The organism is Phycicoccus sp. 3266, assembly GCF_031456495.1.
Classification (GTDB): Bacteria; Actinomycetota; Actinomycetes; order Actinomycetales; family Dermatophilaceae; genus Pedococcus.
Window position 1 is genome coordinate 1,599,989 of record NZ_JAVDUW010000001.1, and the last position, 14,758, is coordinate 1,614,746.

Below are 14,758 nucleotides of genomic sequence, written 5' to 3' on the forward strand. Positions count from 1 at the left end.
CCGTACACCTCCCGCCGCACTGGAGGAGCCATGACCGCACCCCGTCGCCTCGCCCTCGGCGCAGCCGCGCTGTACCTCGTCACCTGGGTCACCTCGGTCGCAGCCGTGCCGCTCTACGGCGGCTCGGCCTTCGACGCCGGCGCCGCGCTCGCCGGGCGCGGGTCCGTGCTCGCCGCCGGGCTGCTCGAGGTCGTCCTCGCGCTCGCCGTCGTGGGGACCGCGCTCGCCCTCTACCCGCTGCTGCGTCCGCACGGCCCCGGGGCCGCGCTGGGGTATGCCGCGCTGCGCACCCTCGAGGCGACGGTGATCCTCGCGGGGGTGGTCGCCATCCTCCCGGCCGTGGCCCGGCCGGCCTCGACGGCGGCACCCGCGCTCGACCCGGGCGTCGTCGCGGGCCTGCACCTCGTGCACGACTGGACGTTCCTCGTCGGTCCGGGCCTGGTGAACCCGGTCAACGCCGTCGTGCTCGCGGTCCTGCTGCTGCGCCGCCGGCTCGTGCCCCGGTTCGTGCCGCTGCTCGGCATCGTCGGCGCCGTCCTCGTCGCGGCGATGAACGTCGCGGTGATGTTCGGGGTCATGACCCCCCAGCCCGCACTGGCCGTGCCGCTCTTCGCGTGGGAGATCTCCCTCGCCTCGGTCCTGGCCGTGCGCGGCATCCGGCCGGCCGACGGCGCCCCGGGTCGGGTGCCTGCGCCGGAAGCGGCCACCGCCGTAGGGTCCCCAGCATGAGTTCGATGGTCTTCGGCCGGGCGACCCGTCCCGGTCCGCTCTCGCTGATCGCGCTCGTCCTCGTCGTCGCGACCCTGCTGGTGCCGTGGCCGCTCGCCAGCTGGTGGGTGGGATCGTCGTGGACCGGTCCGCACGACCTCGCCCACGGCGTTGCCGACGGGCTCGTCCGCGACTGGACCCGGCACGTCGCCAGCCCGGGTGGTGCTGCGTCCTCCCTCGCCGACGCGACCCGGTTCTGGCAGTCCTTCCACCTCGTCAAGGCGGCCCTCGCCGCGCAGCTGCTGCTCGTGAGCACGCTGCTGACCGTCAGGGTGTGGCCGGCCCGGACCACGGCAGCAGCGTCGGGGACACCCGCGGGGCCGACTGCGGGGCCGGCGCCCGAGGCCACCGGGTCGCGGTTCCGCCGGGCCGCGCGACTTCTCGGCGGGACGTCCGCGGCGGCGCTGGCCGGAGTGGCCCTCCTGGCGCTGGTCGCCAACGTCCAGGGGGCAGTGGCACCGCTGTCCTCGGTGCTGTCGTTCCTGCCGCCGGGGTCCTCCGACCCCACAGTCGTCGCAACGGTGAAGGCGGTCGGCGCGGACCTCGCGGCGGCACCGTGGTCAGCGGCGACGACGTCCCTGGTCCGCGACTTCGCGGCATACCACGCAGCCATGGCCGTGCTCGGTACCGCGACGACGGCCGTGCTCGCCGGCGTCGTCGCGCTGCTCTGGCGTCGCCGCCGACGCGCGGCGGGGACCGTCGTGCTGCTCCCGGCCCTGGCGTTCGCGCTGGTCACCGCGGCGAACGTGGGCACAGCGGCGCACCCGGCACCTGCGCTCGGAGCCTTCCTTCGCGGCGTCGCCGGGTGAACACTGGCGCCAGGAGCAAGGAGGATCGTGTGGCCAACCTGGCGACCCCCAACCTGCCGTCCCGCGACTTCGACGCGACGACGGAGTTCTACGCCGAGCTGGGGTTCGGGCAGGCGTACCGCGACGAGGGCTGGCTGATCCTCACGGGCCACGACGTGACGGTCGAGTTCTTCCTGTACCCGGGGCTCGACCCGGCGACGAGCTCGTTCAGCTGCTGCCTGCGGCTCGACGACGTCGACGGCTTCTACGAGACCTGTCGCCGGACGGGCATCCCTGAGACCGACCGCGGGTGGCCGCGCCTGCACCCGCCGCGGCTCGAGCACTCGGGGCTGCGCATCGGCTACCTCGTCGACCCCGACGGCACCCTGCTCCGGCTGGTCCAGAATCCCTGAGGCCGGACGGGTGAGGCAGGTCGTCGACGCCGACTACCTCGTGGTGGGTGCCGGCGCCATGGGCATGGCGTTCACGGACGCGCTCGTCGACCACGACGAGCGGGCCCGCGTCGTCATGGTCGACCGGCGACACGGCGTCGGGGGCCACTGGCTGGAGGCGTACCCATTCGTGCGGCTGCACCAGTCGTCCAGCTTCTACGGCGTGGCCTCCACCCGGCTAGGGGGTGGCCGGCTGCAGCAGCGCGGACCCGAGGTCGGGCTCCAGGAGCGCGCCGCGCAGCCCGAGGTCTGCGCCTACTACGCCGGCGTGCTCGAGCGCCTCGTCGACACCGGGAGGGTGGAGCTGCTCCCGAACAGCGAGTACCTCGGCGACCACACCGTCGTCTCCCACGTCTCGGGTCGACGGTACGAGGTGGGCCCCGCGTGCCGCGTGGTCGACGCCCGCTACCTGGCCCCGTCGATCCCGGCCGAGACGCCGCCACCGTTCGCCGTCGCCGACGACGCCCGGGTGGTGCCCGTCAACGCGCTGGCCCGACTCGAGGACGCCCCCAGCCAGTACGTCGTGGTCGGGTCGGGCAAGACCGCGACCGACGCCTGCATCTGGCTGCTGTCGCGGGGCGTCGACCCGGACGCCGTCTGCTGGGTGCGGCCGCGCGACCCGTGGATGCTCAACCGCGCTGTCGTCCAGCCGGACCCGGGCGTCTTCCTCGGCACGTCCGCCGACATCCTGCAGGCGGCGCACGAGGCGGGCTCCCTAGACGACTTCTTCCTCCGGCTCGAGGACGCCGGCGTCCTGCTGCGCATCGACCGCGAGGTCCGGCCGACCATGGCCAAGGTGCCGACCCTCGCCACGTGGGAGCTCGAGCAGCTGCGCACCATCGAGGACGTCGTGCGCCGTGGCCACGTGCGGTCGGTCGAGCGGGGCCGGCTGGTCCTCGACGACGGCTCGGTCGCCGTGGCCGACGACGCCGTGGTCGTGCACTGCGCGGCGGACGGCCTCAAGAACCCGCCGCTGGTGCCGGTGTGGCGGCCGGAGTCGATCACGCTCCAGCCGGTCCGGACCGGGTTCCCCTGCTTCGGCGCCGCCCTCACCGGCTACGTCGAGGCGACCCGGGACGACGACACCGAGAAGAACCGCGTCTGCCGGCCGTCGTACTACGGGAACTCGTTGCAGCAGTGGGCCGGCATGAACCACGTGGGCCTGCGGAACACGCTCACCTTCTCCGCCGAGCCCGACATCGCCGAGTGGCTGAGGGGCGTCGCGCTCAACCCCACGCGCGTGCCGCCGGGGTATGCCGGGTCAGCCCTCCTCGACGACGCCCGCGAGCGCTTCGCCGCCCACACCGACCGCGGCCTTGCTGCCCTCGCCCGGCTGTCCGCCTCGGCCTGACCCCGGCTGTCCGCCCCCGCCTGACCTGGTCGCGTGGGCCCCGGCTCAGCGCCCGACGACCTCGCTGAGCCCGTCCAGGAGGCGCTCGATGTCGTCGGCGTCGGTGTAGGAGGCGAGCCCGATGCGCAGGCCGCCGGTGTCGCCGAGGCCGAGGGCACGGGAGGCCTCGAGCGCGTAGAAGTGCCCGGCGGGGGCGTTGACGCCGCAGGCCGCGAGCTGGCGGGAGACGTCCTTGCTGTCGTGGCCCTCGAAGGTCACCAGGAGCGTCGGCGTGCGATCCCCGGCGCGGGAGTGGAGCGTCGCGCCCGGGAGCTCGGCAAGTCGTGGCTCGAGGTCCTGGCGCAGCTGCAGCTCGTGGGCGGCGACCGCCGCGAGCGAGGTGGTGAGCCTCTCCCGACGGGAACCGTCACCGGGGACGATGCCCGCGATCACCTCGATGGCAGCGGTGACGCCGGCCATCAGCTCGTAGGGCAGCGTGCCGAGCTCGAACCGTTCGGGCACGGCGTCGGACGACGGCACCAGCTTGTCCGGGTGCAGCGAATCGAGCAGCTCCGGCGCGGCGGCGAGCGCGCCGCAGTGCGGTCCGAAGAACTTGTACGGCGAGCACGCCACCAGGTCTGCGCCCATCCCCATCCGGTCGACGAGCGCGTGCGGCGCGAGGTGGACGGCATCCACGAACAGCAGTGCGCCCCGGTCATGGGCGAGAGCCGCGATGGCAGGAAGGTCGGGCTTGGTGCCGATCAGGTTCGACGCGGCGGTGACCGCGACCAGCCGGGTGCGGTCTGTCACGACCGCACCGACCGCGTCGGGAGGCAGCTCGCCGCTCGACGGGTCGAACTCGGCCCACCGCACGGTCGCGCCGACCCGCTCTGCGGCGAGCAGCCAGGGCCGGATGTTCGCGTCGTGGTCGAGCCGGCTGACGACGACCTCGTCGCCGGGGCCCCAGTCCTGGGCCAGGGTGCGGGCCAGGTCGAAGGTCAGCGCCGTCATGCTCCGCCCGAAGACCACGCCACCCGGGTCGGTGCCCATCAGGTCACCGAGCGCCTCTCGTGCGCCGTGGACGGCCGCGTCGGAGTTGCGCTCGGCGGCGGTCACCTCGCCGCGGGTGGACATCGGGCTGGTCAGCTGTCGGGAGATCGCGTCGGCCACGGCCCGCGGGACCTGCGAGCCGCCCGGTCCGTCGAAGTGCGCCGCGCCTCCCTGCAGCGCCGGGAACTGCGCGCGCAGCGCCTCGACGTCGACAGTGGGTGCAGCCTGGGGCTCGGGGGTTGCCTGCATGTCTGGCACTGTTTCACCCATCGGCGGTTCGACGGGAGGCGGCATCGGCATGGCGGGTGGTCCGGACGCTCGTGAGCTCTCGCGGCGCTGGGCCGACCAGGCAGCCGCGCTGGCAGCGCTGCTCGACACCGACTCCTCCGACCCGGCCGCCGCCGAGGCCGCGCTGGTGGCCGCTCGCTCCTCGGTGACCGAGCTCGAGGCGACCGTGGCCGCCGCGATGACTGGCGCCGGTCCGCAGCCGCTGCCGCCGGTCGTCGTGTCGGCACCCGTGTTGGGCGTCGACGCGTTCAAGGCCGGTTGGGTCGGCGCGATCCTCGAGCCCGGCACCCCTCGCCCCCGGATCGCGGTGGCCGCGACCGTCGACGCGCTGGTGGAGACGGTCCGCCAGTCGCTGGCGATCGAGGTGGTGGCGATCGACATCCCGATCGGGCTGCCCGACTCGACGACCCGAGCAGCCGATGCACTGGCGCGAAAAGCCCTGCGGGGCAAGGCGTCCTCGGTCTTCACGACGCTGACCCGCGCTGCCTACGGCGAGCCGACCCGGGACGCCGCCGACCCGGTGAACCGCGCGCTGACCGGTCAGGGCGTGGGGGCGCAGGCGTTCGGGTTGCGCGCCAAGATCCTCGAGGTCGACGCGTGGGTGCGCAGTCGCCCGACGGTCCGGGTGGTCGAAGCGCACCCCGAGCTCTCCTTCGCCACCATGGCCGGCGCGCCGCTCACGGCAGGCAAGAAGACGGACGAGGGCAGGGTCGCGCGACTGGCCGCCCTCCGCGCCGCGGGCCTAGCATCGCCGTCCGTCCTCTCGGGCCCGGGGTATGCCGCGGACGACGTCCTCGATGCCTGCGCCGCCGCGTGGACCGCGGCCCGGTGGGTGAACGGCGAGGCCCGCTCGCTGCCGGATCCCCCGGAGACCTTCTCGGACGGCATACCCGCGGCGATCTGGGTGTGACGGGGGGCGACGGATCCACCACCCACTAGGGCGCACGGTCGATGACGTCTCCCATGCGGCCCTACTGGGCACGCGGTCCCCTGCGACGGATCCTGCGCTGGGCGCGGTGGATTCCCCACGCCTCCTTCACGAAGGTCAGTATGGCGACGATCACGGTCGTGGCAGCCCCGACGATCCCGGCCATGCCGAGCCACTGCCCAGCGCTCTGGATCGGGTCGATGTAGATGTCGTCCTGCGTCAGGCCGGTGCGGCGGACCTCGACGACGTCACCGGGGTGGTCGTCCCAGTCGGGGCAGTGGTTGATCCGAAACTCCGCAGGCAGCCCGTCGGGCGGGTCGGCCGAACGGTACGTCGTCTGCTCCCCCGGCGTGTCCGGGCTGAGGGCTCGGGGTCCACACGTCTCCCTGGTGCCGGACGGCCCTTGGGAGATCACGACGGCGTGCTCGGTCGGCTTGTCGCGCACGGCGAAGTAGTCGAAGCCCATGAACACGGCGGCAACGACGAAAACGCCCAGGCCGAACAGCACCCCGGCGGCCATGGAGGCCGACACGAGTCCCCGGTACGGGCGGTCGTCACAGCGAGCCGACCGGCTCTCGGGCTGGTCGTCCGCGTCAGAGGACGAGATGCTGGTGTCCGTCGATGATCTCGCGCACGGCGTCCAGGTGACCCGCGTGCGTGGCGGTGTCGACGAGCACGTGGACCACGACGCTGCGCAGGTCCGGGAAGGACAGGCCCGCGTCTGGCCACCATGCCTCGGGCAGTGCCGGTGGGGCGCTCAGCTCGAGACCCTCGATCACCGCGTCGGACGCCTCGACGGCGCGCCGGTACTCCTCGAGGACCTCGGCGGGAGACTCCTCGTCGCCGACCCGCCAGTCCGCGGCGCCATCGTCCGGTCCCAGACCCGCAGGCCAGTAGTCGAGCGGTGCGCCACCCATGACCGTCCCGAACCAGTACCGCTCGAGGCCCAGCGTGAGGTGCCGCACCAGCCCGACAGCGTTCCACCCCGACGGCAGCACAGACCGCCGGAGCTGCTCGTCGGAGAGGCCGTCGACCGCCGCCAGCACGTGCCGTCGCTGTCCGGCCAGGCGCCCGAGGAGCAGGTCGCGCTCAGCGCCGGCGTGCACGTCCGCACCCATCAGAAGCCGTCGCGGGCCATGTTGGCGAACCGGGCGTAGTGGCCCTGGAAGGCCAGCACCATGTCCTTGGTGGGGCCGTTGCGGTGCTTGGCGACGATGACGTCGACCTCGCCCTCGCGGCCCTCGACCTTGGGCTCGCGGTGCAGCAGGATCACCATGTCGGCGTCCTGCTCGATGGAGCCCGACTCACGCAGGTCGGACATCGCCGGCCGCTTGTCGGCGCGCTGCTCCGAGCCACGGTTCAGCTGGCTGATCGCGATGACGGGGACCTCGAGCTCCTTGGCCAGCAGCTTGAGCGCACGCGAGAACTCCGAGACCTCCTGCTGGCGCGACTCGACCCTCTTGCCCGAGCTCATGAGCTGCAGGTAGTCGATGACCACGAGCTTGAGGTTGTGCTGCTGCTTGAGCCGGCGGCACTTGGCCCGGATCTCCATGAGCGACATGTTCGGGGAGTCGTCGATGAACAGCGGGCTGTCGGAGATCTGCCCCATGATCCGGGCCAGCTTCTTCCAGCCCTGGTCGCCGATGGTGCCCTTGCGCAGGTCCTGCAGCTGGATCTGGGCCTCTGCCGACAGGCAGCGCATGGTGATCTCGGAGCGGCTCATCTCGAGGGAGAAGATGGCCGTGGCCTGCTTGTGCTTGATCGCGGCCGCGCGGGCGATGTCGAGCCCCATCGTCGACTTTCCGACGGCGGGGCGGGCCGCGAGGACGATCATCTGACCCGGGTGCAGGCCGTGGGTCAGCTCGTCGAGCTCGATGAACCCGGTCGGCACGCCCAGCATCTCGTTGGCGTCACGCCCGGCCGCCACCTCGATCTCGTTGAGGGTCTCCTCGAGGACGTCGCCGAGCGCGACGTAGTCCTCGCCGCCGCGCTTGTCGGCCACGGCATAGACCTCGGCCTGGGCGGCGTTGACGATGTCCTCGACGTCGCCGTTGCCCTGCTGGTACCCGAGCTGCACGATGCGGGTGCCGGCCTCGACGAGGCGGCGCAGCACGGCGCGCTCGGCGACGATCTCGGCGTAGTAGCCGGCGTTCGCGGCGGTCGGCACCGCCTGGATGAGCTGGTGGAGGTACGCCTGGCCCCCGATGCGCTGGAGGTCACCGCGCTTGGACAGCTCGTCGGAGACCGTGATGGCGTCGGCCGGCTCGCCCCGGGAGTACAGGTCGAGGATGGCGTCGTAGATGAGCTCGTGTGCCGGCCGGTAGAAGTCGATGCCCTTGAGGCCCTCGACGCAGTCGGCGATCGCGTCCTTGGACAGCAGCATGCCGCCGAGGACAGACTGCTCGGCGTGGACGTCCTGCGGGGGGACACGGTTGTCGCCACCGGGGGCACCGTCGCCGGTGAAGCCGAAGGCGCTCGTGCTCAACTCGGCCAGTGACACCGGCTACTCCCCTGTCTGTGCGTAACGAACGACACCCGTGTGGTTACCAGTGGACCAGTCGGTACCGACAGCGCCTCCAGCGGGTGACCGGCACACGCTAGGGCCGGGCGCGGAGGGCCGTCGAATCCCCCCTGTGGACGAGCTGGGGAGAAGGTGTGGGCAACGCCGGGACGGCTTGTGCACAGTCGGGGGATAACCCTGTGGATTTCCGCGACGGTGCGTCCCGCAAGACCCCTTGACCTGCGTGTATGCCGTCCACGGGATGTGGAGGGAAGAAACTTCCGGGCGTGTCCCGGGCTGTGGGCGAGCCTGCGCGGGGACGGGACAGCGGGCACCGGCCCGACGTACCCTGCCCGCATGTGCCGGAACATCCGCCAGCTGCACAACTTCGAGCCCCCGGCGACCTCCGAGGAGGTGCGCGCGGCCGCGCTGCAGTACGTCCGCAAGGTGAGCGGCAGCACCCGTCCGAGCCAGGCCAACCAGGCCGCGTTCGACGCCGCCGTCCTCGAGGTGGCGCACGCGACGCAGCACCTGCTGGACCACCTGACCACCACCGCGCCGCCCAAGGACCGCGAGGTGGAGGCCGAGAAGGCGCGCGAACGCTCGCGCGCCCGGTACGGCGTGGCCTGAGCAGCCCACCCCGGCTCCCGGCCGAAAAGCCCTTGGGTGCGGGCCCTGCTGCCCGCGAGGATGTCCGCTATGGACGAGCGATGAGTTCCGCGACCGACCCCCGTCGAACCCTGTGAACCCGCCGACCCGAAGGACCTCTCCCATGACTGCCACCACCGACGACACCGCCGTGCCTCCCGGCCCCGCGGCCGTCGCCCTCGACGCCCACCTCCCGGCCCAGGACGCGCCCGTCCCGCCAGCCGTCGACACCACGCTGGTGCTGCGGATCCTCGTGCTCTCCACGTTCGTCGTCATCCTCAACGAGACGATCATGGTCAACGCGATCCCGCGGCTGATGCGCGACTTCTCGGTGCCGGCCACCAGCGCCCAGTGGCTGTCGACCGCGTTCATGCTCACCATGGCCGTCGTCATCCCGGCGACCGGCTGGTTCCTCCAGCGGGTCCGGACGCGCACGGCATACGCCCTCGCCATGGGGCTGTTCGTCACGGGCACGGCACTGGCCGCCGCGGCGCCGACGTTCGGGGTGCTGCTCGGCGCGCGCGTCGTCCAGGCCAGCGGCACCGCGGTGATGATGCCGCTGCTGATGACCACGATGATGACGCTCGTCGCGCCGCAGGACCGCGGCCGCGTCATGGGCAACGTCACCCTCGTCATGTCGGTGGCGCCCGCGCTCGGGCCGGCCGTGTCCGGCGTGCTGCTGCAGCTCGGGTCGTGGCGGTTGATCTTCGCGGTGGTGCTGCCGATCGCCGGCGTGACCGCGCTGCTCGGGCTGCGCGCCCTCGTCGACATCGGCGAGCCCAGCGCCACCCGGATCGACCTGCCGAGTGTCGTCCTGTCGGCGGTCGGGTTCGGCACGCTCGTCTACGGCCTCAGCGGCCTCGGCGAGGGCAGCAGGGCGACCCACGCGGTGCCCCCGCTGCTGGTGACGGTCGTCGGGGTGCTCGCCCTCGCGGCGTTCGCGGTGCGCCAGGTGCGGCTGCAGCGCGGCGCCGGGCCGCTGCTCGACCTGCGCACCCTCACCTTCGGCCCGTTCACGATCGCCCTCGCGCTCATGTGCTCGGCGTTCATGGCGATGATGGGCGCGATGATCCTGCTGCCGCTTTACCTGCAGGACGTCCTCGGGCTCAGCACCCTGTCGACCGGGCTGCTGCTCATGCCCGGTGGGCTCGCCATGGGTGTCCTCGGGCCGGTGGTCGGCCGGGCGTACGACCGGCTCGGCGCGCCCAGGCTCGTCGTCCCGGGCGCCGTGGTCATGGCCGGCACGCTGGCGCTGTTCACCCGCGTGACGCCGCAGACCTCCCCGTGGCTCGTTCTCGCCGCCCATGTCGTGCTCATGGTGTCGCTGGCGCTGATCTTCACGCCTGTCTTCACGTCCGGGCTGTCGGTCCTGCCGCCGCACCTCTACGCCCACGGCAGCGCCGTGCTCGGCTCGCTGCAGCAGGTCGCCGCGGCCGCCGGCACCGCGGTCGTCGTCAGCGTCATGGCCGGGCGCGCCGCCACGGCCGCGGAGGGCGGCGCCGCGCCGCTGGACGCCCTCAGCGACGGCATCCGGTGGGGCTTCGGTGTCGGGGCCGTGCTCGCCGTGGTCGCGGTCGGGACCGCCTTCGCGGTCCGCACCCCGGCCACGCCGACCGGCGAGGGTGGCCGGGCCGGGCACTGACGCCCCAGCGCCTCGCGCCTCGCGGCTCGGCCGCCACCACCGCGCCCGACCCCCAGGGACCCGGCGCGGTGCCGCGTCATCGGACGGCGACAGGGTGGCGGGTACCGGGCCATGCTGGCTGCCGTGACATCCCCGCTCGTCGAGGCGATCCGTGCGGCGCTGGCCGCGAGCGCCGACCCGGAGCGGGCGCGCGCCCAGCAGGCGTACATGAAGTCCGCCATGCCGTTCCGCGGCATCACCGCACCGGAGCTCAAGGCGCTGCTGCGCCCGCTGCTCGCCGACCCCGCGCTGCGCATCGGCGACCGCGCCGCGTGGGAGGGCGCCGTGCGCGAGCTCTGGGACGGGGCCACCCACCGTGAGGACCGGTATGCCGCGACGGCGCTCAGCGGGCACCGCGCCTACCGCGCGTGGCAGGACGCCGACACCCTGCCCCTCTACCGGCACCTCGTCGTCACGGGCGCCTGGTGGGACCTGGTCGACGAGGTGGCGGCCAACCGGGTGGGCCCGATCCTGTTGTCGCACAAGGACGACGCGACGCCGATCGTCCGTTCGTGGACCACGGACGACGACCTGTGGTTGCGCCGCACCAGCGTCATCTGCCAGCTGGGGGCGCGCGAGCGGACCGACCTGGACCTCCTCACCGAGGCCGTCGAGGCCAACCTCGACGACCGCAGCTTCTGGCTGCGCAAGGCGATCGGCTGGGCCCTGCGCCAGTACGCGCGCACGGACCCCGACTGGGTGCGCGACCGGGTGGCCGAGTGGGACGGCCGGCTGAGCGGGCTCAGCCGGCGCGAGGCGCTGAAGCACCTCTGACCACGCCGGCCGCGACGAGCCCGGCCGCGGCGGAGGACGCGGCGGCGACGAGGAACGCACCGCCGACGGCCCCGGCGTCCGAGAGCCGGCCGGCCACGGCGGCGCCGACCGACGACCCCACGAGGAACGCCGACACCAGCCACGCGAACGCCTCGGTGGTCGTCCCGGGCGGGGCCAGCCGGTCCACGAGCTGGAAGACGCAGGTCAGCACGACCGGCAGTCCCACCCCGCTGGCCACGGTGAGCAGCGCCATGAACGGCACGCTCCGCGGTGCCAGGCCGAGCGCGGCATACGTCACGACGAGCACGCCGACCCCGAGCAGCAGGTCGCGCCGGGCGTCACGGTGCGGCGCCCGCGGGCTGTAGCCGACGCCGCCCGCGAGCGCCCCGAGGGCGTTGGCGGCGACGAGCCATGGGGCGAGGCCACGGCCGCCCGCCTGCTCGGCCCACGCCACGAGGGCGACCGCGGGCACCCCGATGGTGAGGCCGACCAGCAGCACCGCGGCATACAGGACCACGAGGCGACGCGCGCGCAGCGGGCCGAGCCAGTGCCGGTCCTCGTGCACCCGTGGCACCCACGTGCGCGACGCGCGCGCCGAGGTGAACCACGCGGTGCCGGCCAGCCCGACCAGCGCCGCGGCGACGAGGCCACCGCCCCCTCCGGCGAGCTGCGCCAGGAGGACGAGCAGCGGCCCGAGGACGAAGACCAGCTCCTGCGCGGCGGCGTCGAGAGCGAACGCCGCGGGCACCTGCCGCAGGTGCAGGACCGACGGCCACAGCGTCCGCAGCGCCGGCTCGAGCGGAGGTGTCGCCAGGCCCGCGACCACCGCGACGAGCAGCCCCAGTGACGTGGGGGTCACCGGCAGGAGCGACAGGGCGAGCGACGACACGACGCCGCCCAGCACCAGCGGCACCCGCTGCCCGCGAAGGTCCATGGCGCGCGACAGGGCCGGGCCCCCGAGGCAGCAGCCGAGCGAGTATGCCGCGGTGAGCAGTCCCGCCCGGCCGTACCCGCTGCCGCTGTCGCGGGTGAACAGGACGAGGGCGAGCGGCACCATGCCGTTCGGCAGCCGCCCCACGAGCGCCGACGCCAGCAGCCGCCCGACCTGCGGCCGGCGCAGCAGGTCGGCGGGGTGGACCCCGACGTCCTCGGTGCCGACGCCGTCCGTGCCGACGCGGCGGGCGTCGACACCGTCCGGGCCGACGCCGTCCGCACCGCTGCGGGGCGTGCCGCCACCGGTCGTCGGTGCAGGGTCGGGCTGCGTCACCTCAGCCGCCGAAGGGCCAGCCCCGGCGCATGCCCGGCTCGGCGCCCGGCTCGATGTAGTGCTCGGTGCCGAACATCGCGGCGAAGACGTCCTCCGGCATGCCGAGCATCATCTCGATGTCGCTCGCCTGGCTGCGATGGGCCTCCAGGGCCGCGCGGCGCTGCGGGATCTGGTCGCGGACGTCGACCTCCCAGGTGATCTCGGCCTCGGGGGTGCCGAGCGGGTTGCCGTCGTCCATCGGCTGGTCGGGGTCCCATGCCTGGTCGGCCATCCCCGCGTCGACGGCCGCCTGGTACATCCGGCGCACGGCGTCGCGGTTCATCGTCGACTCCAGCAGCCGCGGCCGGCGCCGGGCGAGCTCGGCGGCACGGTGGACGACGGGGTGCACCTTGACGTGGTCGGGGTGGCCGTAGCCGCCGTGGGAGTCGTAGCCGACCAGCACGTCGGCGTCCTCCTCGTCGAGGATGTCGGCCAGCCGCCGGGCGGCCTCCTCGGGGTCCGCCCCGTGGAACGAGCCGTCGGCGCCGTTCTGCTCCCACCCGCGCATGCCGGAGTCGGCGTAGCCGAGCCACGCGACCCGCTGCACACCGAGCACGTCGGCCGCCGCCAGCGCCTCACGGCGCCGCCAGTCGACGAGCGTCTCGCCCTCGGGCAGGCCGGCCACCGGCAGCTCGCCGTGGTCGCCGTTCGTCGCGAAGACGGTGACGACCCGGCTCCCCTCGGCGGCGGCGCGGGCCATCGAGCCGGAGGTCTGCGATGCCTCGTCGTCGGGGTGGGCGTGGAGGAAGACGATCGTGGGCACCGCGTCATTCTGCCCGCCACCGCTGACGCCGCCCCGCACCCGGGTCGTCTCAAGGATTGAAATAGTTATACGTAACTATTTACTATTGGACCCGCCAGCCCGCTACTGGTGGAGCAGGAGACCCGGCAACGGAGCCGGGCACGGGAACCCGGAGTCGATGATGACCATCCCCACCCACACCACCCTCCCCACCGAGGCCCCGGCGAGACCGCGGGTCGTCCAGGGCCGCCTGCGCTGCGGGGAGCCGCCCACCGAGCCCCGCTCGCCGCTGTTCGTCGGCGCGCTCGGCTTCGCCCAGTTCGGCCTCTTCGTCGCCCTGCTCGGGCCGGTCATCGTCTCGATGGCCCTCAAGGTGAACACGCTGCTGGCCTCCCCGACCGAGCGGACCAGCGCCCTGGGTGTCGTGCTCGGCGTCGGCGCCGTCGCCGCGTTCGCCGGCAACGCCCTGTTCGGCCGGCTGTCCGACCGCACCACCTCACGCTTCGGCCGCCGCCGGCCGTGGATCGTCGGCGGCGTCCTCGTCATGGCCGCGGCCCTGTGGTTCATCGCCCAAGCCGGGTCGGTGCCGGCCCTCGCAGCGGGTTGGTTCGTCGCGCAGCTCGGCGCCAACGCCTGTTTCGCCGCCTTCACCGCGACTCTCGCCGACCAGCTGCCGCAGCGCCAGTACGCCAAGGTCTCGGCAATGGTCGGGATCATGCAGAACGTCGGCGTGCTCGCCGCCTCCCAGATCGCCTCCCGGCTCACCGACAGCATGCTCGGCCTCTTCCTCGTCCCCGCCGCGATCGGCGTGGTCGGCATGGTGGCGTATGCCGTGGTGCTGCCGGACCCGGTGCTGGAGCAGCGTCCCGCGCGCCTCGACCTGCGCACCCTCGCCGGTGCGTTCTGGGTGAACCCGTTGCGGCACAGGGACTTCGGCTTTGCCTGGTGGAGCCGCTTCCTCATCATCCTGAGCAGCTTCCTGTTCACGACCTTCCGCCTGAACTTCCTCGTCGACCGCATCGGGCTGAAGGACGCCGCCGCCGCCCAGGCCATCGCGACCGGCATCCTCGTCTACACCGTCGTGCTCGTCCTGGCCGGCTGGGCCGCCGGCGTCGTGTCCGACCGCACCGGCCGGCGCAAGACCCTCGTCGCGGCGTCGACCGGGCTGTTCGGCGTCGGGGTCGCCGTCCTCGCCCACACCCACACCCTCACCGGCTTCTACCTCGTCGAGGCCGTCATGGGCCTCGCCTACGGCATCTACATGAGCGTCGACATGGCGCTGGTGCTCCAGGTCCTGCCCAACCCGCAGGACTCCGGCAAGGACCTCGGCGTCTTCAACATGGCCAACGCGATCCCGCAGTCGGCCGCGCCGTTCCTCGGCTCGCTGCTGCTGGGCGTCGGCGCCGCCGCCCAGCCCTCCTACACCCTCCTGCTCTGGACGGCCGCCGTCGTGGCGGTCGTCGGGGCGCTCGTGATCCTCCCCGTCAAGAAAGTGAAGTGACC

Annotated in this window: 15 protein-coding genes; 9 read left to right on the forward strand and 6 right to left on the reverse strand. The window is 73.4% G+C overall.

Annotated features, from left to right (window positions below):
- Positions 1-30 precede the first annotated feature (30 nt).
- The 4 genes from J2X64_RS07695 to J2X64_RS07710 are packed head-to-tail and all read left to right on the forward strand — an operon-like array spanning position 31 to position 3,359.
- Positions 31-729, forward strand: a complete 699-nt coding sequence (locus J2X64_RS07695) for a DUF4386 domain-containing protein (RefSeq protein WP_310151917.1) — start codon at positions 31-33, stop codon at positions 727-729.
- Entirely contained in the window at positions 726-1,577 is an 852-nt protein-coding gene (locus J2X64_RS07700) for a hypothetical protein (RefSeq protein WP_310151920.1), read from the forward strand. Before J2X64_RS07695 ends, J2X64_RS07700 begins: the two co-directional genes overlap by 4 nt.
- 29 nt (positions 1,578-1,606) lie before the next feature.
- On the forward strand, positions 1,607-1,969 hold the full coding sequence (locus J2X64_RS07705) for a bleomycin resistance protein (RefSeq protein WP_310151923.1): 363 nt from the start codon (positions 1,607-1,609) through the stop codon (positions 1,967-1,969).
- 10 nt (positions 1,970-1,979) lie between these two features.
- The gene (locus J2X64_RS07710) at positions 1,980-3,359 is read left to right on the forward strand and encodes an NAD(P)-binding protein (protein ID WP_310151926.1); all 1,380 of its coding nucleotides are present in this window, start codon (positions 1,980-1,982) and stop codon (positions 3,357-3,359) included.
- Positions 3,360-3,404: 45 nt separating this feature from the next.
- Here the strand turns inward: J2X64_RS07710 and J2X64_RS07715 are convergent, their stop codons facing one another.
- Positions 3,405-4,637 (reverse strand): cysteine desulfurase-like protein, encoded by a 1,233-nt coding sequence (locus tag J2X64_RS07715; RefSeq protein WP_310151929.1) that lies wholly within the window; start codon positions 4,635-4,637, stop codon positions 3,405-3,407.
- Here J2X64_RS07715 and J2X64_RS07720 point away from each other — a divergent pair.
- Positions 4,636-5,586 carry a DUF429 domain-containing protein gene (locus J2X64_RS07720; RefSeq protein WP_310151932.1) on the forward strand — a complete coding sequence of 317 codons (951 nt, stop codon included), beginning with the start codon at positions 4,636-4,638 and terminating at the stop codon, positions 5,584-5,586. The two genes, J2X64_RS07715 and J2X64_RS07720, sit on opposite strands and share 2 nt — an antisense overlap.
- A gap of 61 nt (positions 5,587-5,647) precedes the next feature.
- On the opposite strand, the gene J2X64_RS07725 is transcribed toward J2X64_RS07720, so the two are convergent.
- The 3 genes from J2X64_RS07725 to dnaB form a co-directional block, all read right to left on the reverse strand.
- A complete protein-coding gene (locus J2X64_RS07725; RefSeq protein WP_310151934.1) occupies positions 5,648-6,136 on the reverse strand; it encodes a hypothetical protein in 489 nt (162 codons plus the stop codon).
- 61 nt (positions 6,137-6,197) lie between these two features.
- The gene (locus J2X64_RS07730; RefSeq protein WP_310151937.1) at positions 6,198-6,710 is read right to left on the reverse strand and encodes a DinB family protein; all 513 of its coding nucleotides are present in this window, start codon (positions 6,708-6,710) and stop codon (positions 6,198-6,200) included.
- Positions 6,711-6,721: 11 nt separating this feature from the next.
- Positions 6,722-8,089: a replicative DNA helicase gene (gene dnaB / locus J2X64_RS07735; RefSeq protein WP_397444034.1), complete on the reverse strand. Its 1,368-nt coding sequence runs from the start codon at positions 8,087-8,089 to the stop codon at positions 6,722-6,724.
- Between the two features lie 372 nt (positions 8,090-8,461).
- Between dnaB and J2X64_RS07740 the strand changes: the two genes are divergently transcribed.
- The 3 genes from J2X64_RS07740 to J2X64_RS07750 all read left to right on the forward strand — a co-directional run bounded on the left by J2X64_RS07740 (position 8,462) and on the right by J2X64_RS07750 (position 11,207).
- Positions 8,462-8,734: a DUF2277 domain-containing protein gene (locus tag J2X64_RS07740; protein ID WP_310151940.1), complete on the forward strand. Its 273-nt coding sequence runs from the start codon at positions 8,462-8,464 to the stop codon at positions 8,732-8,734.
- Between the two features lie 142 nt (positions 8,735-8,876).
- The gene (locus J2X64_RS07745; RefSeq protein ID WP_310151944.1) at positions 8,877-10,394 is read left to right on the forward strand and encodes a DHA2 family efflux MFS transporter permease subunit; all 1,518 of its coding nucleotides are present in this window, start codon (positions 8,877-8,879) and stop codon (positions 10,392-10,394) included.
- 123 nt (positions 10,395-10,517) lie between these two features.
- On the forward strand, positions 10,518-11,207 hold the full coding sequence (locus J2X64_RS07750) for a DNA alkylation repair protein (RefSeq protein WP_310151946.1): 690 nt from the start codon (positions 10,518-10,520) through the stop codon (positions 11,205-11,207).
- Here J2X64_RS07750 and J2X64_RS07755 read toward each other — a convergent pair.
- Positions 11,176-12,474, reverse strand: a complete 1,299-nt coding sequence (locus J2X64_RS07755; RefSeq protein ID WP_310151949.1) for an MFS transporter — start codon at positions 12,472-12,474, stop codon at positions 11,176-11,178. The genes J2X64_RS07750 and J2X64_RS07755 overlap by 32 nt on opposite strands.
- 1 nt (position 12,475) lies before the next feature.
- On the reverse strand, positions 12,476-13,276 hold the full coding sequence (locus J2X64_RS07760; RefSeq protein WP_310151951.1) for a PIG-L family deacetylase: 801 nt from the start codon (positions 13,274-13,276) through the stop codon (positions 12,476-12,478).
- Positions 13,277-13,436: 160 nt separating this feature from the next.
- On the opposite strand from J2X64_RS07760, the gene J2X64_RS07765 reads away from it, so the two are divergent.
- Complete coding sequence (locus tag J2X64_RS07765; protein WP_310151953.1) at positions 13,437-14,756, forward strand: MFS transporter; 1,320 nt, start codon at positions 13,437-13,439, stop codon at positions 14,754-14,756.
- The last annotated feature ends 2 nt before the right edge of the window (positions 14,757-14,758 follow it).